23 protein-coding genes, 1 other RNA gene and 1 pseudogene are annotated in these 25,162 nt (G+C 64.6%); 9 read left to right on the forward strand and 16 right to left on the reverse strand.

Features of this window, described 5'->3' with window-relative positions:
• Positions 1 to 74: 74 nt before the first annotated feature.
• From B586_RS12245 to B586_RS12255, 3 genes are all read right to left on the reverse strand, one after another.
• The gene (locus tag B586_RS12245) at positions 75 to 3,095 is read right to left on the reverse strand and encodes a bifunctional [glutamine synthetase] adenylyltransferase/[glutamine synthetase]-adenylyl-L-tyrosine phosphorylase (protein ID WP_054879815.1); all 3,021 of its coding nucleotides are present in this window, start codon (positions 3,093 to 3,095) and stop codon (positions 75 to 77) included.
• 49 nt (positions 3,096 to 3,144) lie between these two features.
• Positions 3,145 to 4,485 carry a type I glutamate--ammonia ligase gene (gene glnA, locus B586_RS12250; RefSeq protein WP_047314676.1) on the reverse strand — a complete coding sequence of 447 codons (1,341 nt, stop codon included), beginning with the start codon at positions 4,483 to 4,485 and terminating at the stop codon, positions 3,145 to 3,147.
• A gap of 143 nt (positions 4,486 to 4,628) precedes the next feature.
• On the reverse strand, positions 4,629 to 5,111 hold the full coding sequence (locus B586_RS12255; RefSeq protein ID WP_054879814.1) for a hypothetical protein: 483 nt from the start codon (positions 5,109 to 5,111) through the stop codon (positions 4,629 to 4,631).
• A gap of 301 nt (positions 5,112 to 5,412) precedes the next feature.
• On the opposite strand from B586_RS12255, the gene B586_RS20945 reads away from it, so the two are divergent.
• Positions 5,413 to 5,607, forward strand: coding sequence for a hypothetical protein (locus B586_RS20945; RefSeq protein ID WP_156166435.1), 195 nt, complete (start codon positions 5,413 to 5,415; stop codon positions 5,605 to 5,607).
• 487 nt (positions 5,608 to 6,094) lie between these two features.
• Here the strand turns inward: B586_RS20945 and B586_RS12270 are convergent, their stop codons facing one another.
• The 3 genes from B586_RS12270 to B586_RS12280 form a co-directional block, all read right to left on the reverse strand.
• Complete coding sequence (locus tag B586_RS12270) at positions 6,095 to 7,642, reverse strand: alpha/beta hydrolase (protein ID WP_054879811.1); 1,548 nt, start codon at positions 7,640 to 7,642, stop codon at positions 6,095 to 6,097.
• Positions 7,643 to 7,714: 72 nt separating this feature from the next.
• Positions 7,715 to 9,277, reverse strand: a complete 1,563-nt coding sequence (locus B586_RS12275) for an alpha/beta hydrolase (protein ID WP_156166434.1) — start codon at positions 9,275 to 9,277, stop codon at positions 7,715 to 7,717.
• Positions 9,278 to 9,557: 280 nt separating this feature from the next.
• Entirely contained in the window at positions 9,558 to 10,952 is a 1,395-nt protein-coding gene (locus B586_RS12280) for a WS/DGAT/MGAT family O-acyltransferase (protein WP_054879810.1), read from the reverse strand.
• Positions 10,953 to 11,097: 145 nt separating this feature from the next.
• Here B586_RS12280 and panB point away from each other — a divergent pair, with 145 nt between their 5' ends.
• Positions 11,098 to 11,934: a 3-methyl-2-oxobutanoate hydroxymethyltransferase gene (panB, locus tag B586_RS12285; protein WP_054879809.1), complete on the forward strand. Its 837-nt coding sequence runs from the start codon at positions 11,098 to 11,100 to the stop codon at positions 11,932 to 11,934.
• Between the two features lie 88 nt (positions 11,935 to 12,022).
• Here panB and B586_RS12290 read toward each other — a convergent pair whose 3' ends face one another.
• Positions 12,023 to 12,655 carry a PPE family protein gene (locus B586_RS12290; RefSeq protein WP_054879808.1) on the reverse strand — a complete coding sequence of 211 codons (633 nt, stop codon included), beginning with the start codon at positions 12,653 to 12,655 and terminating at the stop codon, positions 12,023 to 12,025.
• Positions 12,656 to 12,733: 78 nt separating this feature from the next.
• Entirely contained in the window at positions 12,734 to 13,024 is a 291-nt protein-coding gene (locus B586_RS12295) for a PE domain-containing protein (RefSeq protein WP_236971278.1), read from the reverse strand.
• 434 nt (positions 13,025 to 13,458) lie between these two features.
• Here B586_RS12295 and B586_RS12300 point away from each other — a divergent pair, with 434 nt between their 5' ends.
• Positions 13,459 to 14,991, forward strand: a complete 1,533-nt coding sequence (locus B586_RS12300; protein ID WP_054879807.1) for a CYTH and CHAD domain-containing protein — start codon at positions 13,459 to 13,461, stop codon at positions 14,989 to 14,991.
• Between the two features lie 24 nt (positions 14,992 to 15,015).
• Here the strand turns inward: B586_RS12300 and rnpB are convergent.
• Positions 15,016 to 15,446: RNase P RNA component class A (gene rnpB, locus B586_RS19655), an RNA gene on the reverse strand.
• A gap of 203 nt (positions 15,447 to 15,649) precedes the next feature.
• Here rnpB and B586_RS12305 point away from each other — a divergent pair.
• Positions 15,650 to 16,456, forward strand: a complete 807-nt coding sequence (locus tag B586_RS12305; RefSeq protein WP_047314667.1) for a M15 family metallopeptidase — start codon at positions 15,650 to 15,652, stop codon at positions 16,454 to 16,456.
• A 39-nt stretch (positions 16,457 to 16,495) separates the two neighbouring features.
• Here the strand turns inward: B586_RS12305 and B586_RS12310 are convergent, their stop codons facing one another.
• The 4 genes from B586_RS12310 to cobC are packed head-to-tail and all read right to left on the reverse strand — an operon-like array spanning position 16,496 to position 20,563.
• The gene (locus B586_RS12310; RefSeq protein ID WP_047314666.1) at positions 16,496 to 17,611 is read right to left on the reverse strand and encodes a bifunctional RNase H/acid phosphatase; all 1,116 of its coding nucleotides are present in this window, start codon (positions 17,609 to 17,611) and stop codon (positions 16,496 to 16,498) included.
• Positions 17,608 to 18,345, reverse strand: coding sequence for a zinc ribbon domain-containing protein (locus tag B586_RS12315; RefSeq protein ID WP_047314665.1), 738 nt, complete (start codon positions 18,343 to 18,345; stop codon positions 17,608 to 17,610). The genes B586_RS12310 and B586_RS12315 overlap by 4 nt, the downstream gene beginning before the upstream one ends.
• Positions 18,342 to 19,502 (reverse strand): Nif3-like dinuclear metal center hexameric protein, encoded by a 1,161-nt coding sequence (locus B586_RS12320; RefSeq protein ID WP_054879806.1) that lies wholly within the window; start codon positions 19,500 to 19,502, stop codon positions 18,342 to 18,344. Before B586_RS12320 ends, B586_RS12315 begins: the two co-directional genes overlap by 4 nt.
• On the reverse strand, positions 19,499 to 20,563 hold the full coding sequence (gene cobC, locus B586_RS12325; protein WP_054879805.1) for an Rv2231c family pyridoxal phosphate-dependent protein CobC: 1,065 nt from the start codon (positions 20,561 to 20,563) through the stop codon (positions 19,499 to 19,501). The genes B586_RS12320 and cobC overlap by 4 nt, the downstream gene beginning before the upstream one ends.
• A 176-nt stretch (positions 20,564 to 20,739) precedes the next feature.
• Between cobC and B586_RS12330 the strand changes: the two genes are divergently transcribed.
• Together B586_RS12330 and B586_RS12335 are read left to right on the forward strand one after the other, a co-directional pair.
• Entirely contained in the window at positions 20,740 to 21,237 is a 498-nt protein-coding gene (locus B586_RS12330) for a low molecular weight protein-tyrosine-phosphatase (protein ID WP_054879804.1), read from the forward strand.
• A complete protein-coding gene (locus tag B586_RS12335; protein WP_047314661.1) occupies positions 21,237 to 22,049 on the forward strand; it encodes an SURF1 family cytochrome oxidase biogenesis protein in 813 nt (270 codons plus the stop codon). The genes B586_RS12330 and B586_RS12335 overlap by 1 nt, the downstream gene beginning before the upstream one ends.
• Here B586_RS12335 and B586_RS12340 read toward each other — a convergent pair.
• The 3 genes and pseudogenes from B586_RS12340 to B586_RS22075 form a co-directional block, all read right to left on the reverse strand.
• Positions 22,031 to 22,966, reverse strand: a complete 936-nt coding sequence (locus B586_RS12340; RefSeq protein ID WP_054879803.1) for a cobalamin biosynthesis protein — start codon at positions 22,964 to 22,966, stop codon at positions 22,031 to 22,033. The genes B586_RS12335 and B586_RS12340 overlap by 19 nt on opposite strands.
• A 109-nt stretch (positions 22,967 to 23,075) precedes the next feature.
• Positions 23,076 to 23,272: pseudogene (locus B586_RS20175) on the reverse strand (hypothetical protein); the annotation flags it as partial.
• Between the two features lie 31 nt (positions 23,273 to 23,303).
• Positions 23,304 to 23,693 (reverse strand): hypothetical protein, encoded by a 390-nt coding sequence (locus B586_RS22075; protein ID WP_236971279.1) that lies wholly within the window; start codon positions 23,691 to 23,693, stop codon positions 23,304 to 23,306.
• A gap of 38 nt (positions 23,694 to 23,731) precedes the next feature.
• Between B586_RS22075 and B586_RS12355 the strand changes: the two genes are divergently transcribed.
• From B586_RS12355 to B586_RS20950, 3 genes are all read left to right on the forward strand, one after another.
• Positions 23,732 to 24,001 (forward strand): type II toxin-antitoxin system TacA family antitoxin, encoded by a 270-nt coding sequence (locus B586_RS12355; RefSeq protein ID WP_054879801.1) that lies wholly within the window; start codon positions 23,732 to 23,734, stop codon positions 23,999 to 24,001.
• 3 nt (positions 24,002 to 24,004) lie between these two features.
• Positions 24,005 to 24,466 (forward strand): N-acetyltransferase, encoded by a 462-nt coding sequence (locus B586_RS12360; RefSeq protein ID WP_236971280.1) that lies wholly within the window; start codon positions 24,005 to 24,007, stop codon positions 24,464 to 24,466.
• Between the two features lie 386 nt (positions 24,467 to 24,852).
• Positions 24,853 to 24,999, forward strand: a complete 147-nt coding sequence (locus tag B586_RS20950) for a hypothetical protein (RefSeq protein ID WP_156406767.1) — start codon at positions 24,853 to 24,855, stop codon at positions 24,997 to 24,999.
• The last annotated feature ends 163 nt before the right edge of the window (positions 25,000 to 25,162 follow it).

Raw genomic sequence — 25,162 nt, forward strand, 5'->3', positions numbered from 1 at the left:
TTGCCGCCGCGCCGAGCATGTGGTGCGCTTCGCTCAACACCTCGATGGCAGCCAACTCCAACCAGCCTCCTGGTTCAACTCCCGAACACCTTGTGCACGACCGCTTTTGCACGTCGGGTCACCCGCAGATAGTTGTCCAAGAATTCGCCGCCGTCGCCGCTTGGCCAGCCGGCGGCGACAGCGACCGCGTTGAGCTGGCGTCCGGGCCCTGGCAGTTGGTCGGTGGGCTTACCCCGGACCAGCACCAGCGCATTGCGGGCCCGGGTAGCGGTCAGCCACGCTTGCCGCAGCAGGTCCACGTCCGCTGCGGGGACCAGGTTGGCCGCCGCGATGGCGTCCAGGGATTCCAACGTCGAGGTGTTGTGCAGGGTCGGCAGCTCGTGCGCGTGCCGCAACTGCAGCAGCTGCACGGTCCATTCGATGTCGGCCAGTCCCCCGCGGCCCAGCTTGGTGTGCGTGTTGGGGTCGGCGCCGCGCGGCAACCGCTCGGCCTCGACCCGAGCCTTCATCCGGCGAATCTGGTGCACCGCCTCGGCCGATACACCGTCGGGCGGATAGCGCGTCTTGTCGGCCATCAGCAGGAACCGCTGGCCCAGATCGGCGTCGCCGGCCACCGCGTGGGCGCGCAGCAGCGCCTGAATCTCCCACGGCTGAGCCCACTGCGCGTAGTAGGCGGCATAGGCCGCCAAGGTGCGGACCAGCGGCCCGTTGCGCCCTTCGGGCCGCAGATTGGCATCCACGTCCAACGGCGGGTCAACGCTGGGTGTCCCCAGCAGTCTGCGAACCTGTTCGGCGATCGTCGCCGACCACCGCAACGCCTGTGCATCCTCGACACCAGCCGCCGGCTCGCAGACGAACATCACGTCGGCGTCGGACCCGTAACCCAACTCGGCGCCGCCTAATCGGCCCATGCCGACGACCGCGATCGCCGCCGGTGCCTTGCCTTTTTGGGGGCCGTCGTCAGGCAGGTGGGCCCGGATCACTGCGTCCAAAGCGGCCTGCAGCACCGCCACCCACACCGACGTCAGTGCCTTGCACACCTCGGTAACCTCCAACAAGCCCAGGAGGTCCGCGGAACCGACCCGGGCCAACTCACGACGCCGCAGGCTACGCGCGGCGGCGATGGCCCGCATCGGGTCGGCGTGCCGGCCCGCCGACGTGATCAGCGCGCGAGCCACCGTGGCCGGCTCGGCCTCGAGCAACTTCGGGCCCGCTAGCCCGTCGCCATAACGCTGAATGACCTCGGGGGCGCGCATCAGCAGATCCGGCACATACACCGAGGTCCCCAGCACATGCATGAGCCGCCTGGCCACCGCGGGCTTGTCACGCAGCGTGGACAGGTACCAGGTTTCGGCCGCCAACGCCTCGGACAGGCGCCGGTAGGCCAATAGCCCGCCGTCGGGGTCAGGCGCATACGACATCCAGTTGAGCAGCCGGGGCAACAGCACCGACTGCACCCGACCTCGCCGTCCGCTCTGATTGACCAGCGCCGACATGTGCTTCAACGCGGTCTGCGGGCCCTCGTAGCCCAGCGCGGCCAGCTGCCGCTCGGCTGCCGCCGAAGTCATGCCGTGACCGATCTCTAGGCCGGCCGGCCCGATCGACTCCAATAGCGGCTGATAGAAGAGCTTGGCGTGCAGCTGCGACACCCGCAGGTTCTGGTGCTTGAGCTCCTCACGCAGCACCCCCGCAGCGTCGTGCCGGCCGTCCGGACGGATGTGCGCCGCGCGGGCCAGCCAGCGCACCGCCTCTTCATCGTCGTCCTGGGGCAGCAGGTGGGTGCGTTTGAGTCGCTGCAGCTGCAGCCGGTGCTCGAGCAGCCGCAGAAACTCATAGGAAGCAGTCAGGTTCGCGGCGTCCTCACGGCCGATGTAGCCGCCCTCGCTCAACGCCGCCAACGCGTCCACCGTGGAAACCACATGCAGCGACTCGTCGCTGCGGCCGTGCACCAGCTGCAGCAGCTGCACAGCGAACTCCACGTCCCGCAGTCCGCCGCTGCCGAGTTTGAGCTCGCGGCCGCGGACATCCGCGGGCACCAGCTGCTCCACGCGCCGCCGCATGGCCTGCACCTCGACCACGAAATCCGCACGCTCGCAGGCAACCCAGACCATCGGCATCAACGCGGCCAGGTAACGCTCACCCAGTTCCGCATCGCCAACCGCCGCGCGGGCTTTCAGCAACGCCTGGAACTCCCAGGTCTTCGCCCAGCGCTGGTAATAGGCGATGTGCGACTCAACTGTGCGGACCAGCTCACCGCTGCGGCCCTCCGGCCGCAGCCCGGCGTCCACCTGGAAGAACGCCGCCGAGGCCACCCGCATCATCTCACTGGCCACGCGAGTGCTGAGCGGATCGGCGTGCTCGGCGACGAAGATGACGTCGACATCGCTGACGTAGTTGAGTTCGCGGGCACCCCATTTGCCCATCGCGATGACCGCCAGTCGCGGTGGCGTGCGATCACCGCACACAGTTTTCTCGGCCACCCGCAGCGCGGCCGCCATCGCGGCGTCCGCGGTATCGGCCAGCTGGGCAGCGACCACGGTGAACGGCAGCACCGGCTCGTCTTCGACCGTTGCGGCCACATCGAGCGCGGCCAGCACCAGCAGCTGGTCACGATACAACGTGCGTAGCCGAGGCACCACCGCGTCCGACGTCCCCAAAGTTTCGTCCCCGACCTCGCTCTCGAACGTGCTCACGCACTCGTCGAACGCCTGGCGCAGCTGGTCGGCCGACGGCAATTTGGCCCTGCCGCGCAACAGCTTCCACGACTGCGGATGGGCGGCCAGGTGATCGCCTAACGCCAGCGACGAGCCCAGCACGGCAAATAGCCGCCCGCGCAGACCGCGATCGGTGAGCAAAGCGGCATTGAGCTCGTCCCATCCGGTGTCTGGGTTCTCGAACAGCCGAACCATGGCGCGCAGCACAGCATCGGCGTCTGGGGCGCGCGACAGCGACCACAACAGGTCCACGTGTGCCCGGTCGTCGTGGCCATACCAGCCCAGCAGCGCGAGGTTCTCCGCGGCGGGAGAGTCAAGCAATCCAAGCCGGCCGACGCCGGGCAGCCTGGGGCGCTCCGTCGTGGGTTTGGTCACGACCACGACGGTAGCGCAACGCGCCCCCCGGTCGAACCGACCGGGAAGAACTGGGCTACAACGACAGGTAAGTCTTCAGCTCATAGGGCGTGACATGACTACGGTAGTTCGCCCACTCCGCGCGCTTATTGCGCAAGAAGAAGTCAAAAACGTGCTCCCCCAGGGCTTCCGCGACGAGCTCGGAGGCCTCCATGGCGCGAAGCGCACTGTCGAGACTGGTTGGCAGCTCGCGGTATCCCATAGTGCGCCGCTCTTCGGGCGTGAGGTCCCAGACGTTGTCTTCGGCCTGCGGCCCCAGCACGTAACCCTTCTCCACCCCGCGCAAGCCGGCGGCCAGCAGCACGGCAAATGCCAGATAGGGGTTGCACGCCGAATCGGGACTGCGCACCTCGACCCGCCGCGACGACGCCTTATGCGGGCTGTACATCGGCACCCGCACCAGGGCCGACCGGTTGGCCGCCCCCCACGACGCGGCAGTGGGCGCTTCACCGCCGTGCACCAGCCGCTTGTAGGAGTTGACCCATTGATTGGTGACCGCGCTGATCTCGGAGGCATGCTCCAGGATCCCGGCAATAAAGGATTTGCCGACTTCCGACAATTGCAGCACATCGTCGGGGCTGTGGAAGGCGTTAACGTCACCCTCGAACAAACTCATATGGGTGTGCATCGCGGAGCCAGGGTGCTGCGCGAACGGCTTGGGCATGAATGATGCCCGTGCACCGTTTTCGATCGCGACTTCTTTGATGACGTAGCGGAAGGTCATCACGTTGTCGGCCATCGACAGCGCGTCGGCGAAACGCAGGTCGATCTCCTGCTGCCCGGGCGCACCTTCGTGGTGGCTGAACTCCACCGAGATACCCATGAATTCCAGGGCCTCGATCGCCTGCCGGCGAAAGTCCGACGCCGAGTCGTGCACCGCTTGGTCGAAATAGCCGGCGTTATCGACGGGAATGGGCGTCGCCCCCTCCTCGGACCCGGCCTTGAGGAGGAAGAATTCGATTTCGGGATGGACGTAGCAGGAAAAACCAAGGTCGTTGGCCTTCGTCAGCTGACGCCGCAACACGTGTCGCGGGTCTGCCCACGACGGCGAGCCGTCCGGCATGGTGATATCGCAGAACATCCGTGCCGAGTGGTGGTGACCGGCGGGAGTAGCCCAGGGCAGGACCTGGAAGGTCGACGGATCCGGGTGCGCCACGGTGTCAGATTCCGAGACCCGCGCGAAGCCCTCGATCGAGGATCCGTCGAAGCCGATGCCTTCCTCGAAAGCACCCTCTAGCTCGGCGGGAGCAATCGCGACCGACTTGAGGTAGCCGAGCACGTCGGTGAACCACAGGCGCACAAAGCGGATGTCCCGCTCCTCGAGCGTGCGCAGGACAAATTCCTTCTGTCGATCCATAACCCGCACATTATGCAACTGCTGTTAATTCTGTGTTACGCAAGTAACTAGTGCCATGCACGCTGGTTAAAACCTGCAAGTCAGTAAAGCGCTGTGCCTCAGTTATCCGACACATGGCAAAGTCATCTTGGGTCAGCTTGAGGTCACTTCGTCAAGTACTCAATTAGCGCTCGACGGATCGTCTCCCCTCTGGTCACACTATCGATCTCGGAACGCTCATCGGCGAGGGTTACCAAGTCGTCGGGGAGCCGCACCGAATACGTGCTTGCCGCTTCGTCGCCGATCGCGGGACGCCCACGACGACGCAGTTTCTCGGCGGGAATACCGTTCTCAGCTTCAGCGACCAAACGCGCGATGGTTTTCTCGTCTACCGATTCTGGCCGGGGGCGTTCGTCGCCGACGTGCCCCCTCCCCTGCGGCATCGTCGGCATAGGTGGCTTCATGGTGGCGGGCGTCTCCCTCGCCACAGGGCGTCGGACCGGTCCTCCGGAACGCACCGTTTTGGCAGGCATCTTCTTGGCCCCACGCTGGGCCTGCAACAACGCCGACGCAGCGATCCGCTTGTTGCGTCTGCCCGTTCTAAGGGCTTTACTTGCGGCGGCCGCATCCTTCTTCGAAGTTGCCATGTCAGTACCTGCCTCCCGTAACACGGAGAGCTTTGTCGAGTTCGCCCTTCCGGGCCTTCATACAATGGATCACGAGGTCTTCCTTGGCCTGATGAAGCACGACCAGTTCAACCAGAGTTCCCTTCGCCGTGAACCCAAATACCCAGGTCCGAGGCGGATCGTCGTCGATCACATCGTAAGAAATATGCACGTGCTTCAGGGCATGTCGTATGTCGTCCTCGGTATACCCGTGTTTGAGGGCCGAGCCGGGAACTCTCGGCGGTCTCACTTCATTAACGTAACACGAAATTCAGTTAGTTTCATGACGCACGCGCCTACTGGGACGATCATCGTGACACCGATCGACCTATGGCAGGCCCAAGCGCTGCGTCCATGGGTCGCCGGTGCGATCGGGCGTCGGGCGCCAACTCACCGCGACCCGCCGATCCTGCGTCTGCATTGCGACGAACAAGTCGAGTTCCACCGTCTCGCGTCCATCGACGACGTCGAAATATAGGGCTGCTCGCACGGGCTCGCCCGTAACCGCCAACCACGCCGGCACGACATCACCCCAATGCTGCGACAGCCAGTGCAACACCAAATGACCCCAATTCGCATGTATCCAATGCAGCACGAAAAGCAACGCTAGCGGGACAAATCTGGATTTGCCGTTACCCGCCGGGATAGCCTGGGAAGCCTGGGAAGCCTGGGAAGCCTGGGAAGCCTGGGAAACGACGACTGGGCTGACGAGGTAGCCAAGGCCATAAAGCGGGTCGTCAAAGAGAAGTTCCCCAAGGGGTCAACGTTCCTACCGGCGTCAGCGAAGACGAAGCGGTACGCGCCATTCAGAAGCAGTTCAAAGACGCTGGCTTTGATTGCCCGGACGAAACAGCCCGAGGGCTCGTACGCCAAGGCCGGAACAAATAGCGCGCAGAAGTTTCTGCGTTACCAGACCAGCCCATTAGCGTTGCGAAGTTCCCAGCTTGGCAGCCGTTACGTCCGGCTTAGGGCTGACATTGCAGGGACGCCGGTGGCAAAATCCCGTCGACAAAGTAACGCACCACCGCGGTATCCACGCACTGGTCGCCGTTGAACACCGCGGTGTGCTGGGTTCCGTCGTAGGTGATCAGCGGGCTGCCCAGCTCGCGAGCCAGGTCTACCCCGGCCTGATATGGGGTGGCCGGGTCGTGCGTGGTCGAGACCACGACGACCTTGCCCGGCGCGACCGGCGGCGCGGGGTGCGGCGTCGACGTCGCCGGCACCGGCCACAGCGCACAGATATCGCGCGGGGCGGTGCCGGTGAATGGCCCGTAGCTGAGGAACGGAGCGACCTGACGGATCTGCTGGTCGGCCGATATCCAGCTCGCCGAATCCGTTGGCGCCGGCGCGTCGACGCAGCGGATCGCGTTGAACGCGTCCTGGTCGTTGGTGTAGTGCCCATTGCGGTCCCGGCCGTTGTAGTCGTCGGCGAGCAACAGCAAGTCACCAGCATCGGTGCCGCGCTGCAGCCCAAGCAGGCCACTGGTCAGGTATTTCCAGTATGCCGGGGTGTAGAGCGCATTGATGGTGCCGGTGGTCGCGTCGGCGTAACCCAGGCCGCGTGGATCCGACGTCCGACCCGGCGTGGTGGCCAACGGGTCGATCAGCGCGTGGTATCGGTTGACCCATTGGCTGGGGTCAGTGCCCAGCGGGCAGGCCGCCGAGCGGGCGCAGTCCGCGGCATAGTCGGTGAACGCGGTCTGGAATCCCGCCATTTGCTGGATGTCTTCCTGGATTGGGCCAACGGTCGGGTCAATGGCGCCGTCGAGCACCATCGCCCGCACATGGTCGCTGAACCGCTCGAGATAGGCGGTACCCAATTCGGTGCCGTAGCTGTAGCCGAGGTAGTTGATCTGCTCGTCACCCAGAGCCTGACGGACCATATCCATGTCGCGCACGGCGGACGCGGTCCCCACGTTCGCCAAGAATGCGGCGCCGACCCGGGCAACACACCGCTGGGCGAGCTGCTGGTAGACCTGCTCGATGTGCGCCACACCCGCCGGGCTGTAGTCAACCATCGGTTCGCTCCGGTACGCGTCGAACTCGGCGTCGGTGCGGCACCGAAGCGACGGGGTTGAGTGGCCGACGCCGCGCGGGTCGAACCCCACCAGATCGAAGTGACGGCCGATATCGGTCCGTTGTAGCCCCGATGTCATTGCGGCGACCATGTCGACCGCGGATCCCCCGGGTCCTCCCGGATTGAGCAGCAGCGACCCGATCCGTTGACCAGTCGCCGGAACGCGGATCACCGCCAACTTGGCGTGCGCCCCACCGGGATTGTTGTAGTCGACCGGCACCGACACCGTTGCGCACTGTGCCGAAGGGATGTCGCTGGTGTCGGGCAGGAACACGCTGCAGTTGCCCCAGTTCTGCTGTGGCACCGCGGCCGGCACCGGGCTCGGGGGCTGCTCTGGACTGGCGCCAGCCACTGGCAGCGCCATTGCCGGGTGTAGCAACAGCCCTAACGAAAGCAGCGCCGAGCTCAACGATCTCAGGCGCAGCATGGCTGCCATCGTTGCATCCTCGGATACCCGCGGCGGCGCGAAAAGGTCACGCGTCGGTCACTTATCTGTGGTTGTCAGACGTCAGCACTTCGCCCCGCTCGGCGGCATGGTGCCGCCGATCAGATACTCCGTCACGTAGTCGTCAATGCAGCTGTCACCCTGGAAAACCACGGTGTGCTGGGTTCCGTCGAAGGTCAGCAACGAACCCCGAAGCTGGTTCGCCAAATCCACCCCCGCCTTATACGGTGTCGCCGGATCATGGGTGGTCGACACCACCACCGTCGGCGCCAGGCCGGGCGCCGAGACGACGTGTGGCTTGCTGGTCGGTGGCACCGGCCAGAACGCGCAGGTGCCCAGCGGCGCGTCACCGGTGAACTGTCCATAGCTCATGAACGGTGCGACCTCCCGTGCCCGGCGGTCTTCGTCAATGACCTTGGCCCGGTCCGTAATCGGGGGCTGATCAACGCAATTGACTGCCACCCGCGCATCGGTGGCGTTGGTGTAATGACCGTGCGAGTCGCGACGCATGTACATGTCGGCCAGGGCAAGCAGGGTATCTCCGCGGTGGTCGACCAGCTCCGACAGACCGTCGGTGAGGTGGTGCCACAGCGTCGGCGAGTACAGCGCCATGATGGTGCCCACAATGGCGTCGCTGTAACTCAACCCACGCGGGTCCTTCGTCGGCGCGGGCCTGCTGACCATCAGGTTGTTCGGGTCGACCAGCGGGTTGACCAGACTGTGGTAGACGTCGACGGCTTTGGCCGGGTCGGCGCCAAGCGGGCAGGACGGTTTCTTCGCGCAGTCGGCGGCATAGTCGTTGAACGCGTCTTGGAATCCCTTGGCCTGGCGCAGGTCCGCCTCGATGGGATCGGCGTTGGGGTCGACGGCGCCATCGAGAATCATCGACCGCACGTTCTGCGGATAGGCCTCAGCGTAGGCCGCACCGATCCGGGTGCCGTACGAGTAGCCAAGGTAGGTCAGCTTGTCATCACCCAGCGCCGCGCGGATGGCATCGAGATCCTTGGCGACGTTAACTGTCCCGATGTTTTCCAGGAATGTCTTACCCATCTTGGCGATACAACGACCGACGAACTGCTTGGTCTCGTCCTCGATCTGCGTCACACCCGCCGGGCTGTAATCGACTTGCGACTCGGCTCGTAACCGGTCGTTGTCGGCATCGGAGTTGCACCAGACCGCAGGCCGCGAGGACCCCACCCCACGGGGGTCGAACCCGACCAGGTCAAAGCGTTCGCGGACCCGCTTCGGCAACGTCTGAACAACGCCCAACGCGGCCTCGATACCGGACTCGCCGGGTCCCCCGGGGTTGATAACCAGCGAGCCCATCTTGTCACCGGTCGCGGGAAAGCGAATCAACGCCAGCGCCGCCACCTCGCCATCGCGGTGGTCGTAGTCGACGGGGACGGCGAGCTTTCCGCACAACGCACCGCCGGGGAGTTTCACCGCGGGGTTGCTAGGACGACACGGTGCCCACGCCACCGGCTGGCCCAGTTTCGGCCCAGCCATCAGAGCACGCCCGCCGACAACGCGGACACAGCCGGCGAGAACCAGCGCGACGGCCGCGATCGCGGTCCAGATCAGCAACATGCGCGCGATCTTGTCGCGACGAGACAGGGCCATGCTCACCTATGCTGCCAGAGAGGGCTCCAGTTCCTGGTGAGCGGCCGCCACCCAGTGGCGATCGCAAGCGCGGCGGAGCCGGGCGCAGCGGGTCGCCACTCATCAAACCCAGTGGCGATCGCAAGCGCGGCGGAACCGGGCGCAGCGGGTCGCCACTCATCAAACCCAGTGGCGATCGCAAGCGCGGCGGAGCCGGGCGCAGCGGGTCGCCACTCATCAAACCCAGTAGCGATCGCAAGCGCGGCGGAACCGGGCGCAGCGGGTCGCCACTCATCAAACCCAGTAGCTATTTGATGGCTGCGAGCAGCTCTTCTAAACCGATGCCGAACTCGTCGGCCATCTCCCATAAGTCCGGCAGCAGTTCCGGGCACGAGATGAGCCCGACGTCTAAGTTGCCGTTCAGCGACATCACGGTGATGTTGAGACCCGCGCCGTGAAAGATCGGCCCTAACGGATACATCGCCTTGACCTCACAACCCAGCAGGTACAGCGGCAGCTGGGGACCGGGCACATTGGAGACCACCAAGTTGTGCACCGGCAGGCTCTCGGTCAATCGGGTTCGGGCGTAGAGCCGCATCGCCACCCCAAAGACCGCTGGCGCGGCGAACTGCGACCAATCCTGCAGCAGCGTGGCGCCGATAGCCGAACTATGTTGCTTAGCAACTGAATTCGCTTGCGCGATAGCGTTCAGTCGTTCCACTGGATCGGCAACGTGGGTCTGTAAGCTGGAAAACATGCCCGAAACCTGATTGCGGCCAGGCCGATCAGACTTGCCATGCACGGAGATTGGCACCATCGCCACCAGCGACGAATCTGGCAACACGTTGCGCTCGCTCAAGTAGTGTCGAAGCACCCCCGAAACCAGCGCCATCACCACGTCATTGACCTTGACGCCGAAGTGGTTCTTCACCGTCTTGATGTCCTCGAGATCCAGCTCGGCGTAAGCGATGTTGCGGCGGCCGCTGATGCGCGCATTGAACGACGTTCGGGGCGCTGCGAACGGCCGCGCCATGGTCAGGCCGTCGCGGGCCCGGGCCACCGTCGCGATCACCGAGGACACCGTGCTGGGCAACACGTTGGCCAGATGCAGTGGCCGGGCGGCGAACCGCAAGAGCCCGCCCGCGGCGATCTGCCAGCCGCTGGCGCCGCCGACGCCGTCTACCGGGTCCGGTGGCGGCGCGTCGGCTTCGGTGGCACATAGCCGCGACATCAGGTTGGCGCCGGTCACCCCGTCCACGCCAGCGTGGTGCACCTTGGTCATCACCGCCACGCGGCCGCCATCGCGGTGACAGTCGGTGCCCGCCACGCCTTCGATCACCCACATCTCCCACAGCGGTCGGCGGCGGTCCAATGGTAACGACGCGATATGGCCACAGATTTCCGAAAGTTCGGCCCGCCCTCCTGGGGGCGGCAACCCGATACGGTGCAGATGGCGGTCCACATGGAAGTTCGGGTCGTCCACCCAGACCGGATGGTCGAGGTTCAGCGGACTATTGGCGAGCCGTTCGCGAAACTCCGGCATCGCCTTGATGCGCAGCGATAGCGCGTCACGCAGCCGGTCAAAGGTATAGCCGCCCGGCATCGTCGAGGTATCCAATTCCATGATCGAACAGACATGCATGGGCTGCGAGGAGGTTTCCAGGTACAGGAAGCTGGCATCCAGTCCACTAAGCCGCTGCATGCGCCGATGGTATGTCTTGCAGGACCAGATGGTGCAACTGCGCAAAAGAGATGGCAGACTGTCAGGGTCAGACGAACCCGGGGACCCTACCGAACCAGCTTCTTACGGGCCACGAGGATCGACCCGACCAACACAAAGGACAGTAATGTCTGAGCAGAATATTTATGGGACTAGCAGCTCTACGCCGCGCACCAAGATCCGCACCCAGCACCTGCAGAAAATGAAGGCCGAAGGCCACAAGTGGGCCATGCTGACGGCTTACGACTATTCGACCGCCCGGGTTTTCGACGAGGCCGGCATCCCGGTGCTGCTGGTGGGTGATTCGGCGGCCAACGTGGTGTACGGCTACGACACCACGGTGCCGGTTTCGGTCGACGAGTTGATCCCGCTGGTCCGCGGCGTGGTGCGGGGTACGCGACACGCCTTGGTCGTCGCCGACCTGCCATTCGGCAGCTACGAGCCCGGACCCACCGCCGCGCTGGCCGTCGCCACCCGATTCATGAAGGAGGGTGGTGCGCACGCCGTAAAACTCGAAGGCGGCCAGCGGGTAGCCGAGCAGATCGCGTGCCTGACCGCGGCGGGCATTCCGGTGATGGCGCACATCGGGTTCACGCCGCAAAGCGTCAACGGCCTCGGCGGCTTCCGGGTACAGGGCCGTGGTGACGCCGCCGAACAAACCGTCGCGGACGCCATCGCCGTTGCCGAAGCCGGAGCATTTTCCGTCGTAATGGAGATGGTGCCGGCCGAGTTGGCCACCCAGATCACCGGCAAATTGACCATTCCGACAATCGGGATCGGAGCCGGTCCGAACTGCGACGCCCAGGTCCTGGTCTGGCAAGATATGGCCGGTTTGAGCAGCGGTAAGGCGGCACGCTTTGTCAAGCGGTATGCCGATATCGCCGGCGAGTTGCGCCGTGCCGCAACACAGTACGCAGAAGAAGTGGCCAGCGGGATCTTCCCCGCCGAGGAACACTGGTTCTGAAGCGCTAGCCTCGGATCGGCGCGACCAATCTTCGACATCGGAACCGTATCGCTCGCAAAGTCATTGATCAGCAGGGGGAATCGCTATCTCACCCGCCACGTATGTGGATCCTCGACAGCTCAGGATCCGCCCGCGGCGGCTCCTGCCACGAAGGCATGCTCGCCAACTTGTCGCGCACGTACATCTCATAGCGCCACATCACGTCGACATCGTGGGCCCAGAATCTCTCATACTCCCTATCGAGTGCCGCAATCTCCTCATCGTGTCGCGCTAACCCAGAACTCTGCTCTGCCACCAAAGTCGCCCGCTGAGCGCGGTTCTCGGCAACCTCAACCGTAGACCTCATCGAATGTTGCGCTTCGACAAACTCCCGCGCGAGGTAACGGACATTAAGGGCGGCCTTCCAGGCATCCTGCGAGAAGTCAACCATCCACTGTTGAAACTTCTCGGCGGTCTCGGCCATCCGTGCCGCCGACTGACCTGACCACTGCCCTTGCAGCGCCTGGTTCCAGCTCTTCAACGAGGCAGATTTGAGAGACATTTGATCAGCCAACGCCTCGAAACGGTCGATGACGTCCCATAGCGCCTTAGAACCAGGACCATCAAATATGTTACTAGAGTTGACCTCCGGCGATAGCTTGGCATAGTGCAACTGACAACTAGAGCCGCCAAACGGGTAGGCAGAGTTAGTGTTCAGTGATGGTTGGCTGTCAGGCATCATCTCTTCGTTCCCTTCGGCTGGTAACGACCGCTGGCACTCGTGTTGATGTTTGCGGTGCTGGTATCAGCTTCAGCTAGATCACTGGACGGTTTGGGTGTTGCCGGTCTCGGCGTCCTCATACGCCTGAACATTAATGAGCAAATTGAGCGCATACAGGTCAAAAGTCTTCGCGGCCTGAGAGATTCTGTGGTGGCACTCCACTACGTTCTCAAGGAGGCCGCTCGCCACCAGCTGCGACACACAGTCCTTAGCCGGGGGCACAACGTTTTTCGCCACCGCATCCCTGATTTCACGCATGTCTTCACTTATCTTCTTCAGGTCGACGGCTGATTGACGCAACGCCGAGGTGTTTACCGCCACAAAAGACATACCAACTCCGCTTCGCTCAACGAAAACCCAGCAATGTACCGGGATGCTCAACGGCCAGTCACGTGCTCTGTCTGCACCGCCGACGCTGGCTATACGAAGTGACTGCCACTGACCACTATCGGCTGGTGAGGGCCGCAGGCGGGTCGGATGAACACCGGATTGGGCGGATGAAATTTTGCCCTCCTATTGGGGGAGGACCGTGAACTCTTCGCATTCCTGGGTGCTCGCGGCGCCGCCGGGGTTATGGGAGGGTACGGCAGCGACCCTGTAGTCGGTGCCCCAGGTTGCGGCGGCGCCGCAGATCGTCCAGAAGGCATCGTGCCTCGTGCAGTAGCAGCTAGTCAGGTGGTGGAGAACGTGACGTGGTGGCAGGCTATGGATGCCTGTCCACGTCCATCCACGACTGCGCCAAGGCGCCCTCATCGGAGGAGAAAATGCCGGTAAATGCGCCCACAGCGTCGCGCCATTTGGAGGTGGAGCGCAAGTTCGACGTGGTCGAGTCGACCGTGTCCCCGTCCTTCGAGGGCATCGCTGCGGTGGCTCGCGTCGAGAAGTCACCGACGCAATCACTGGATGCGACCTACTTCGACACGCCGACACAGGACCTGGCGCGCAATAAGGTCACCCTGCGGCGGCGCACTGGTGGTCCCGACGCGGGCTGGCACCTGAAGTTGCCGGCCGGACCCGATGCTCGTACCGAGATCCGCGCGCCCCTGGCCGCGTCCGACGATACCGTGCCAACCGAGTTGCTGGATGTGGTGCTGGCGATTGTTCGCGACCGCCCGGTGCAGCCCATCGCGCGAATCACCACCCAACGGGAAGGCCAAGTCCTGTACGACATCAACGGCACCGCGCTCGCGGAATTCAGCAACGACCATGTCACCGCGTGGTCTGCCGCCAGTTCGGCGGGCTCCGGCTGGGACCCCGCCGAACAACAGTGGCGCGAATGGGAACTGGAACTGGTCAATCCGAACACCAATTCCGAGCTGTTGGATCGGCTGAGCAATCGACTGCTCGATGCCGGTGCTGCCCCCGCCGCTCACGGCTCCAAGCTGGCACGGGTGCTTGGCCCGTCGTCGCAGCCGCACAGCACGCGGCCACCCGCGGACCCAGTGCACCGAGCCGTAGCCCAGCAAGTTGACGAGCTGCTGGTGTGGGACCGCGCCGTGCGCGCCGACACGGACGACGCCGTGCATCAGATGCGGGTAACTACCCGCAAGATCCGCAGCTTGCTGCGGGACTCGCAGGATTCGTTCGGATTGTCCGACGGCGCGTGGATCCTCAATGAACTGCGTGAGCTTGCCAGTGTCCTGGGCATGGCGCGCGACGCCGAGGTTCTCGAGGAGCGCTACCAGCGCCAATTGGACCAGCTGGCACCGGAGCTGGTGCGTGGACCGATACGGGAACGTCTGGTCGAAGGCGCGCAGCGCCGCTATCAGGCCGGGCTGCGGCGGTCGCTGATCGCCATGCGGTCGCAGCGATACTTCCGTCTGCTCGACGCCCTCGATTCGGTGGTGGCCGACATCCCGGCCGCCCCGGTCGGCGAGGAACCGGCGCCAGTCACCATTGACGCGGCCTACAAACGGGTCCGCAAAGCCGCGAAGGCCGAGAAAGCCGCTGCCCAACAGAGCGAAGCGGGCCACGGCGGTGAACACAATGTCGATGAAGCACTACATCGAATCCGTAAGCGCGCCAAGCGACTCCGCTACACCGCGGCAGCGACTGGAGCGAACCGCGTGTCGCAGCAGGCCAAGGCCATCCAAACTCTGCTGGGTGATCACCAAGACAGCGTGGTCAGCCGCGAGCATCTGATTCACCAGACCGAGGCCGCGCACGCCGCCGGCGAGGACACCTTTACCTATGGTCTGCTCTTCCAGTTGGAAGCCGACTTTGCCGACCGTTGCCGTGGGCAACTCGACGCCGCGCTGCGCAAACTCGACAAGGCGGTGCGCAAAGCGCGGCGCTGAGCCGGGCCATCAAACCAAGCAGGGCGGGCGAGTTGGCCTGTAAGCCGGATTCTGTTCCCCGCCGCCGCGGCATAGCCAACGGCAGCGCGGCGGCGACCATCCATCTGGACACACCGTTGCCGGGTGCCTCGAGCGGCCTACCCGCAGGCTCGGGCGAGCAGCCCTCGAACGCCTGCGCGGCCGCACTTATGGTGCGGCCTTCTTGGCCTTGCTTCGGGTGGGGTTTACCAAGCCACCCCGGTCACCCGGGATGCTGGTGCGCTCTTACCGCACCGTTTCACCCTTACCACCGCGAGGGTGGCGGTTTGTTTTCTGTGGCACTATCCCGCGAGTCACCTCGGATTGCTGTTAGCAATCACCCTGCTCTGTGAAGTCCGGACTTTCCTCGACTCCGGTACCGGACCTCTGGAAACTAACAGAAGCCCGGCACGAGCCGCGGCCGCCCGGCCAACTCGTCCGCGACGAACACGGTACTCGTTGCGGGGTGTCGGGGCCAGGGGCACATCGCTCGTGGCCATGGATAGCCGAGCGTGCGGGGCGGGATCCCACGCTAGTTAAAACGCCAGTTGCTGTCCCACCAGCGGCATGCGCCTGGCCTGGATTTGGGTTGACAGCGCGGCGAGTTGCGCATTGGTGGATCCGGTCGTCAAGATGACCCATGCCCTATTCTCTCGGCTTTGCCCGCAGGATCGCTGCGCTCCTCGCGACGGTGGTCGCGTCCTTTTCTGCCGCGCCCGGCGGTATAGCCGCTGCGCAGCCGGAATCCGTTGCGCCGATGGACTTTGTGGCGCTGCAGGACATCGATCCGACGATCCTGCAGGACGTCCGCTACTTTACGGCGCACAACTTCACCGGCGACCCTGTCACCGGCTATGAGACACCAATGTGCATTCTCACTCGTGATGCGGCCGAAGGACTCAAACGCGCGCAACAGCAGTTGGAGCAGCGAGGCTACGCCTTGAAGGTGTACGACTGCTACCGTCCGCAGCGCGCGGTTAACGACTTCGCCTCATGGGCCAACGATCGCAGTGATCAGCGGATGAAAGCCGAGTTCTACCCGCGCGTCGACAAGTCGACCCTCTTCCGCGACGGGTACATCGCCGAGCAGTCGGGACACAGCCGCGGCAGCACGGTGGACCTCACGTTGGTAAAGCTCCCGGTCATACCCGCCCGGCCGTACGTGCCCGGCGAGCCCCTGATCGATTGCACCGCACCGGCGTCGGCGCGGTTCCCAGACGAGTCAATCGACATGGGAACCGGCTTTGACTGCTTCGACACCCTTGCCCATACGCTCGATCCGCGGATCCAGGGCGACCAACTCACGAACCGGCTGCTGCTTAAAGACGCGCTGCAATCTCAAGGTTTCGTCAACTACGAGGACGAGTGGTGGCATTACACCTACCAACCAGAGCACCATCCGGGCACCTACTTTGACTTTCCGGTCGCACAGTCGTCGCTTGGTTGATTGGGTATGAGGGCCGTTTCGGGGCCGTTCCGGCGCGCTTCAGAGGTAGCCGGTTTGGTTCACCAACCGCACCGAAGACGCGCCATCGGGGTAGAACTCGGCGATGCTTAATGACCCCAAGTCAAGATGTAGCCGGTACAGGAGGCCCGCACCGGCATCCAGCGCGAGCCGCAGCAGCATCTTGATCGGCGTGACGTGTGACACCACCAGCACCGTTTCGCCCTGATATCCGGCGATGATCCGTTCACGCGCCAAGCACACCCGGCCCAGCACATCGTCGAAGCTTTCACCGCCCGGCGGCGACGCGGCGGTGTCGTGCAGCCAGCGACGATGCAGTTCCGGATCACGCGCGGCGGCCTCGGCGAACGTCAACCCCTCCCAGGCCCCGAAGTCGGTTTCGATCAGATCATCATCCACCGTCAAGTTGACGCCCAGCATGTCGGCGGCCGTTGCCGCGGTGTCGTACGCCCGTTGCAATGGCGAGGAGACCACTGCGGCGATGCCGCCGCGCTGCGCAAAATACCGCGCCGCAGCTCGAGCTTGCCGCCAACCTACGTCATTTAGTGCCGGGTTGCCGCGTCCCGAATAGCGGCGTTGCACCGACAGCTCGGTCTGGCCGTGTCGCAGCAACAACAGCCGGGTAGGCGTACCGCGCGCACCCGTCCAGCCGGGCGCTGTTTGCGATTCCGTCGCAACGGTTTCCGCGGGCTGAGCACGCGGCAAAGCGGCTTTCTCAACCCGGCCGTCGGCGCAAGCCGCGGCGTCCATCGCCTCGTTGGCCAACCGGTCGGCGTGTGAGTTCCGGGTGCGCGGAATCCACGTATAACTGACGCGCGCCAGCCGCGACGCCAGCGTCTGCGCTTGTGTGTATAGCTCAATCAAGTCGGGGTGCTTGACTTTCCACCGCCCGGACATCTGTTCCACGACCAGCTTGGAATCCATCAAGACCGCGGCCTCGGTGGCACCCATTTTCACGGCATCGTCCAAACCTGCTATCAGGGCCCGGTACTCGGCGACGTTGTTCGTCGCTCTGCCGATCGCCTGCTTAGTCTCCGCCAGCACAGTCGAGCGGTCCGCGGTCCACACCACCGCGCCGTATCCGGCTGGTCCGGGGTTGCCTCGCGACCCGCCGTCGGCCTCGACGATAACTTTCACTGATCGAATCCTTTGACCCGCAACAGGATCGCGCCACACTCCGGGCACCTCACCACTTCGTCGTCGGCGGCCGCCGAGATGCGGGCCAACTCGCCGCGGCCGATCTCGATCCGGCAGGCGCCGCACCGGTGTCCCTGCAATTGCCCAGCGCCCGGCCCTCCCCCAGCACGCTGTCGTTCGTAAAGCGCCGAGAGGGCGGGGTCCAGTTCCGCGGTCAGCACATCGCGCCGTGAGGAATGTTGCTGGCGGGCCTGGTCGATCTCGGCGATGGCGGCGTCGAGAGCCTGCTGAGCACCGTCCAGGTCAGCCTGCATCCTCTCGATTGCCTCTAGCTCTGCAGTTAGCTGGGCCTGCAGCTCCTCGCGGCGCTCCATGACCTCCAGCAGGGAATCTTCCAGGCTGGTCTGGCGGCGTTGCAGGGTCTCCAGCTCATGTTGTAGATCAGACAACTGCTTAGCGTCCGTCGCCCCCGACTTGAGCAGCGACCGATCTCGGTCTTCACGCTGTCGCACCGCGTCGATCTCCGACTCGAGTCGCGACACCTGGGCATCTAAGTCCTCCACCGCAATTCGCACGGCGGCCAGCCGCTCACTGACGGCGGTATGCTCGACCTGCATCCGCTCGTAGGCCTCCCGCTGCGGTAAATGGGTGGCCCGATGCGCAATCCGGGACAGCTCAGCATCCAGCTTCGACAACTCTAACAGCGAACGTTGTTGCGTTACTTCGGCTTTCATGACTGATCTCTCCAACTATCACTCACATCGTTCACTCGTTTTGCCTCCAGGTTCCACGGGTCGGTGCGGATAGTGCACACCCGCACCTGCAGCGCCGCACCGAAATGGGATCGCAGCACGTCGGCGGCCTGACCGCACCACGGGAATTCGCTTGCCCAATGCGCGACGTCGATTAGCGCCACGTTTGAAGTCCGCCGATGTTCGTCGGCTGGATGGTGCCGCAGGTCGGCCGTGACATACGCCTGAACGTCCGCGGCGGCCGCGAGGCTCAGCAACGAGTCCCCGGCGCCGCCGCACACCGCGACCTGCGACACGAGCAGATCCGGGTCTCCCGTGGCGCGCACACCCGAGGATGTTTGCGGCAATGCGGCGCCAACTCTGGAGACGAAGGTACGTAGCGATTCTGGTCGCGGCAGCGATCCGATGCGACCCAAGCCGACGTCGCTAGGCGGGGGCACCAGCGCAAGGATGTCGAACGCCGGCTCTTCGTAGGGATGCGCGGCGCGCATCGCCGACAACACAGCGGCCCGTGCGCGCGCGGGTGCGACAACCTCAACCCGGTCTTCGGACACCCGCTCGACGGTGCCGATGCTGCCCACCGCGGGCGACGCCCCGTCATGCGGCAGGAACTGTCCGGTACCGGTGACGCTCCAGCTGCACTGCGAGTAGTCGCCGATGTGGCCAGCACCAGCCTCAAACACCGCCGCCTGCACCGCTGCTACGTGCTCGAGTGGCACATAGATGACCCACTTATCGAGGTCGGCCACACCGGGAAGGGGCTCGAGTACCGCGTCGACAGTGAGGCCAAGGGCGTGTGCTAGCGCGTCTGACACACCCGGTGATGCCGAGTCTGCGTTGGTGTGCGCGGTAAACAATGAACACCCGGAACGGATCAAGCGGTGTACCAGCGCACCCTTCGGCGTGCTGGCCGCCACCGTGTCGACCCCGCGTAACAGCAACGGATGATGGGCCAGTAGCAGGCCGGCATCGGGAACTTCATCGATGACCGCGGGCGTGGCGTCGACCGCGATGGTCACCGACTCCAGCACATCCGCGGGGTCGCCGCATACCAGGCCGACCGAATCCCACGACTGGGCCAGCCGCGGCGGATAGGCCTGATCCAACACTTCGATGACGTCGGCCAGCCGCACACTCATTGGCACCTCCCAAGATTCGCGCAGGCGATCGCCTCCGAAATGGCCTGGACTAGCAGCGGCCACTCCGGGCGCACCGCCGCCCTCAGATACCGCTCGTCGAGACCGACGAACGTGTCACACCGACGAATCGCAATTCCGTTGTTCTGCAATCTCTTTCGTACCAGTTTCGCATCAGCCATGCTGAACAATACGAACGGGGCCGCACCGTCGACAACATCGGCACCCAGCGATCCCAGACCGGCCGCCATCTCGGCGCGCACAGCCACCAACCGCGCAGCACCGGCCGCGGCGTCGGCGACGGCATCGGCAGCACAACAGGCCGCGATAGCGGTCAGTTGCAGTGTGCCCACCGGCCAGTGCGCCCGCGAGGTGGTCAACCGCGCCAGCACTTCTGGCCAGCCAAGGGCATAGCCCACCCGCAACCCCGCCAACGACCACGTCTTGGTCAGACTGCGCAACACCAGCACGTCGGGCAGCGAGTCACCGGCCAGCGACTCCGCCTCGCCGGGAACCGAATCGGCGAACGCCTCGTCGACCACCAGAATCCGTCCAGGCCGGCGCAACGCGAGCAGCTGCTCACGGGTGTGCAACACCGAGGTGGGATTGGTCGGATTGCCCACCACGACCAGGTCGGCGTCCTCGGGTATGTTTAGCCCATCCAGGACGAACGGCGGCTCGAGCACAATATGGTGCACCGGCACCCCGGCCGCGGTCAGCGCCACGGCCGGCTCGGTGAACGAGGGCGCAACGATCGCCACCCGCGCCGGCCGCAGGTTGGGTAACAACGCGAACGCTTCCGCCGCCCCGGCCAGCGGCAGCACCTCATCGCGGGTTCGATGGTGGCGGTTGGCGACCGCGTCTTGGGCCCGGTGCACATCGTCGGCGCTTGGGTAGCGGGCCAGACCCGACAGCCGCTCAGCCAGCTGTTTCACCAGCCACTGCGGTGGTTGGCTATGACGGACGTTGACGGCGAAATCCAGCATGCCAGGCGTGACGGCCTGATCACCGTGATAGCGCGCCGCTGTGAGGCGAATCGCCGCGCCGTGATCCAGACTCGCCATCCGTGAAACACTAGTGCGCCACTGTGGGGGCCTGTCATGAACACCGTCACGCCCGGGTGCGCCCATCAAGGACAATGGTCACGTGGCAAGCACAGCCAATGGCCCAACTCCCCGTCCCGAGGTCGTCGCCGGCGCAAGTGCCGACGGCACCTGTGGCGCTAAGACCGAGGTGCTCGGTGTCTGATTGGACTGCGCTGCACGTCACGTTTGTCTGCACCGGCAACATCTGCCGTTCGCCGATGGCCGAGAAGATGTTCGCCGACCAGCTCCGGCGGCGTGGTCTGGGCGACGCAGTCCGGGTGACCAGTGCCGGCACCGGAAACTGGCATGTGGGCGATGGCGCCGACGCGCGCGTCACCCGGGTGCTGCGTGCCCACGGCTACCCCACGGACCACTGCGCCGCCCAAATCGATGCCGACCATCTGTCGGCCGATCTGGTGGTCGCCTTGGGCCGCAACCACGTTCGAATGTTGCGACAGCTGGGGGTCGAGGACAGCCGGATACGGATGCTGCGATCATTCGATCCGAGCTCGGGTGCATATGCCCTTGACGTCGAGGACCCTTATTACGGTGACCACGACGACTTCGAAGAGGTTTTCGCCGTTATCGAGGCTGCCTTGCCGGGCCTGCACGATTGGGTCGATGAGCGACTCGCGCAGAACGGACACCCTTGATGCGCCGCTTGGCGTTCTTGCTGCGGCCAGGCTGGATCGCACTGGCCTTGGTGGTTATTGCGTTCACCTACCTATGTTTTGTGGTGCTCGCGCCGTGGCAGCTGGGAAAGAACACCAGGACATCGCGGGAAAACAGTCAAATCGAATATTCCCTCAACACGCCGCCGGTGCCGCTGAAAACCTTGCTACCGCAGCAGGATTCGTCGGCGCCGAAGGCGCAGTGGCGCCGGGTTACGGCGACCGGGCGCTATTTGCCGGACGTGCAGGTGCTGGCCCGGTTGCGGGTGGTTGATTCAGACCAGGCTTTCGAGGTGCTGGCGCCATTCGTCGTCGACGGTGGACCGACCGTCCTGGTCGACCGTGGTTACGTGCGTCCCGAACCAGGCTCGCATGTGCCGCCAATCCCCCGCCCGCCAGCTGAGGCCGTGAGCATCACGGCCCGGCTACGCGACTCCGAACCGACCGTGAAAGACAAAGGACCGTTCTCCAGGGACGGTGTCCAGCAGGTGTATTCGATTAACACCGAACAGGTCGCAGGGTTGACAAAGGTCCCGTTGGCCGGGTCCTATCTGCAGTTGGTCGACGACCAACCCGGTGGGCTCGGTGTGATCGGCATACCGCATCTCGACGCTGGACCGTTTCTGTCCTATGGCATCCAGTGGATCTCGTTTGGCATCCTCGCGCCAATTGGATTGGGCTATTTCGCCTACGCAGAGATCCGCGCCCGCCGCCAGGAGAAGCTGGCGAAACCGACACAGGCTCCGATGAGCGTCGAGGAGAAGCTGGCCGACCGCTACGGCCGCCGGCGGTAAATCGACAGCCCAGCCAGTAGTACCGCCCCCGCCTGGACCGCCCGCGACAACACCACCGCGCGACGCAGGTCGGCAACGGTAGGCAGTCGGCCGTCGCCGAGGGTGGGCCGAATCTGCAGCTCATGATGGTACTGGGTGGGTCCGCCCAGCCGCACACCGAGTGCCCCGGCGACGGCCGCCTCGACAACGCCCGCGTTGGGGCTGGGATGCCGGGCGGCGTCACGGCGCCAGGCGCGCACCGCACCCGACGGTGATCCGCCGACAACCGGTGCACACACCACCACCAACGCCGCGGTCGCCCGTGCGGCGACATAGTTGGCCGCATCATCCAATCGCGCGGCGGCCCAGCCGAATCGGATATGCCGCGGCGAGCGGTGGCCAATCATCGAATCCAAAGTGTTGACCGCCCGGTAGACCAAAACACCGGGCACGCCGCCCGCCGTCGCCCACAGCAGCGGCGCCACCGCGGCGTCCGACGTGTTCTCCGCTACCGATTCGAGTGCCGCACGCGTAAGGCCCGCGCCGTCCAGTCCGGCGGGATCGCGCCCGCACAGCGATGGCAGCAGCCGCCGCGCAGCTTCGACGTCGCCGCGATCCAGCAGCCGTGACATCGCCAAGCCGGTGTGTGCCAGGGAGGTTCCCCCCAATGACACCCAGCTCGCTGTGGCGGTGGTCGCGATCGACCAGAGCCGACCCCGGCGTCCGGCGCTGCGCTGCAGCACCATGCCCAGCACGCCGACCACCCCCACCAACAGGCCCAGGTGCACGCCGCCGGCAATCCTGCTGTCGCGGTAGGTGACGTGCTCCAACTTCGCGGCCGCCTGGCCAAACACCGCGACCGGGTGACCTCGTTGCGGGTCACCGAGCACCAGGTCAGCTAGGTAGCCGGCCAGCACGCCGACGAGCCGGATTGGCATAGCGGTGGGTTGCGAAGAACGCGCGAATGTTCTCAACAAACAGCTCCGGTTGTTCAAATGCGGCAAAGTGATCGCCGCGCGGCGTGGTTGTCCAGTGTGTGATGCGGTAGTGGCACGCGCCTTCGGCGCGTCCACCGTGAACTGTCGGATCGGTCAGCGGCTCAATCACTTTGTGAAACTCCACGATCGAACCCGGCCAGCCGTGGGTGCATCTACACACTCGGCCGCGGGCCATCGGGTGCGCGCTAGGCGGAAACGTAAATCGTCGAGAACGTCGTCAGGAACGTTGATGCGAAACGACTTCACCGACAGACGCCTTTGCGGCTCGGCGCCAGCGTCACCAATCCTCGGGTAGCTTGTGCCCGACCTCGCCCTTGGCCTGCTCCAGATCAGTCACCCGGCTGTCCGCCGCCTGAATCAACGTACGGACGTTCTCTAGCAGTTCGCGCATATCGGCGCGCAGCGCATCCACTGCGGCATACAGATCCGCCTTGGTCGCCGGCTGTTGCTCGGACGACAGCGGCCCGACGGACGGTACTCGTCCTGCTGCTTTTTTCGGCACCGCCCTGCCGCTCTGAAAATCAGATTGCTCGTCCACGCCCCCGACCTTGCCATACCGGCTCAGCACCGACAACGGACCCCCAGAGATACCGCTGGTGTGGCGGACGGACTCGCCTTTCGCGGCAAGGACCTTATGATGCAGATTTGCCTGGTAATGTACGTACATTCGCCGTACACTGCGCCGCGCGCAAGTGAGGTGTCATCGTGGCAGTCAAGACGAAGCGCATCGAGCTTCGCGCGGAGCAAGCGACCTTGGACCGCATTCAGCGAGCCGCCAATGTTGTGCATGAGCAGACCTCGGAGTTCGTGCGGAAAGCTGCGATGCAACGCGCTGAGGACGTCCTGCAGCAGCAGCTGTTAACGGTGATGGAGCCCGAGCAATTCGACAAGCTGATGTCCTCGCTGGACATTGCTGACGCCGCGCCGCGACTGGCGGCAGCCGCACGTAAGCCTGTGGTGTTCACCAGGCGCTGACGAGTGTTCGAGTCCGCGCGGCTGAACGACGGCCACACGTTGGAAGGGTTCAACTGCGGCAAGGAGACACTGAACACCTGGCTGGTCAAGCAGGCCCGCCGTGTGGATAGCAGCGGAGTAGCGCACGTGTACGTGTGGACTCCGCTCGGGGAATCGAAGGTCTGTGCCTATTTCGCCATCTGCCCCACCGAGGCCGTACGCAAAGATGACGGCGTGTCGGGACCCATGGCGGGGGGCTATTCCCGCATACCCGGGTACTTGATTGCTCGTCTGGCAATCGATGCAGCACTGCATGGACAAGGCTACGGCGAGCAGTTGCTCCTGGATGCGCTGGGGAAAGCCGTCGCCGCATCGGAGATCGGTGGCGGGCGGCTCATCGTCGTCGATGCGATAGACGACGCAGCGCAGTCCTGCTACGGCATTACCACTTCATCCCAGTCAGCAACCGCGAGCGTCGTCTGGTGATGAAGGTGTCCACCGCGGCGAAGGCCCTTGGGGCGCGCTGGCAGCACTGAATACCGGGCCGCCATTCGGAGACAGGCCGAATTCGGTTGTCTCGTAATGGCTCTCAATTCGGCCTAACCAGGGGTTGTGCTCATCACCGGGACCTACGGTTTGCCGCTGCCCGAATGCATCTGAACGTGCAATGACTCTTCAACCTTAAGCGGGCAGGTAGCCCATTGATTTTGTTCGGCGTGTCCGACAGCTGAGAGCCCTTGCTACGACAGTGTTGTTCGGGCTGCCAGGAGTACGCGTTGTGCGTGTTGAGCGCTACGGCGACGGGACGCGGGTAGTTGATGTGGTCACCGACGAGCAGAGTGCGGCGCTGCGCCCGTCGTGGGGTGGTATCGATGTCGATGAAGGACTACGTGGTCACTTCTCTGAAAGATATCCCTTACAGGAAAGTTTGGCTGCGTGTGCAGATGGCCAAGGTGGTCGGGGACGCGGCCCGGTCGGTGGCCGAGATCGCCGCGGCCCACGGCGTAGTAACTCAGTGATGGCTGATGAGTGTGTTGATGCAGGGGACGTACTCCTGATGTGGTTGACGGGCTCAGTGTCCCAAGACATCAAGGAGGAGGTCGTGGTTCAGGGCAGTGACCGATCATGATTCGCAGGTGTTGGCCCATCGGCGGGTGCGGGCCAAGACTTGGCAGCTGGGCC

The sequence above is a fragment of the Mycobacterium haemophilum DSM 44634 genome (assembly GCF_000340435.2).
In the GTDB taxonomy this organism is placed as follows: Bacteria; Actinomycetota; Actinomycetes; order Mycobacteriales; family Mycobacteriaceae; genus Mycobacterium; species Mycobacterium haemophilum.

Excerpts from the sequence above, each read along its gene's own strand:
- B586_RS12315 (WP_047314665.1), bottom strand. The coding sequence starts at position 18,345 with ATGAAAGCCGAAGTAACGCAACAACGTTCGCTGTTAGAGTTGTCGAAG.
- B586_RS12270 (WP_054879811.1), bottom strand. The coding sequence starts at position 7,642 with ATGGCAGCCATGCTGCGCCTGAGATCGTTGAGCTCGGCGCTGCTTTCG.
- B586_RS12295 (WP_236971278.1), bottom strand. The coding sequence starts at position 13,024 with ATGTCTTTTGTGGCGGTAAACACCTCGGCGTTGCGTCAATCAGCCGTC.
- B586_RS12300 (WP_054879807.1), top strand. The coding sequence starts at position 13,459 with ATGCCGGTAAATGCGCCCACAGCGTCGCGCCATTTGGAGGTGGAGCGC.
- B586_RS12255 (WP_054879814.1), bottom strand. The coding sequence starts at position 5,111 with ATGGCAACTTCGAAGAAGGATGCGGCCGCCGCAAGTAAAGCCCTTAGA.
- panB (WP_054879809.1), top strand. The coding sequence starts at position 11,098 with ATGTCTGAGCAGAATATTTATGGGACTAGCAGCTCTACGCCGCGCACC.
- B586_RS12290 (WP_054879808.1), bottom strand. The coding sequence starts at position 12,655 with ATGATGCCTGACAGCCAACCATCACTGAACACTAACTCTGCCTACCCG.
- B586_RS12340 (WP_054879803.1), bottom strand. The coding sequence starts at position 22,966 with ATGCCAATCCGGCTCGTCGGCGTGCTGGCCGGCTACCTAGCTGACCTG.
- B586_RS12335 (WP_047314661.1), top strand. The coding sequence starts at position 21,237 with ATGCGCCGCTTGGCGTTCTTGCTGCGGCCAGGCTGGATCGCACTGGCC.
- B586_RS22075 (WP_236971279.1), bottom strand. The coding sequence starts at position 23,693 with ATGTACGTACATTACCAGGCAAATCTGCATCATAAGGTCCTTGCCGCG.
- B586_RS20945 (WP_156166435.1), top strand. The coding sequence starts at position 5,413 with ATGACGCACGCGCCTACTGGGACGATCATCGTGACACCGATCGACCTA.
- B586_RS12305 (WP_047314667.1), top strand. The coding sequence starts at position 15,650 with ATGCCCTATTCTCTCGGCTTTGCCCGCAGGATCGCTGCGCTCCTCGCG.
- B586_RS12280 (WP_054879810.1), bottom strand. The coding sequence starts at position 10,952 with ATGCAGCGGCTTAGTGGACTGGATGCCAGCTTCCTGTACCTGGAAACC.
- B586_RS12320 (WP_054879806.1), bottom strand. The coding sequence starts at position 19,502 with ATGAGTGTGCGGCTGGCCGACGTCATCGAAGTGTTGGATCAGGCCTAT.
- B586_RS20950 (WP_156406767.1), top strand. The coding sequence starts at position 24,853 with ATGTCGATGAAGGACTACGTGGTCACTTCTCTGAAAGATATCCCTTAC.
- cobC (WP_054879805.1), bottom strand. The coding sequence starts at position 20,563 with ATGGCGAGTCTGGATCACGGCGCGGCGATTCGCCTCACAGCGGCGCGC.
- glnA (WP_047314676.1), bottom strand. The coding sequence starts at position 4,485 with ATGGATCGACAGAAGGAATTTGTCCTGCGCACGCTCGAGGAGCGGGAC.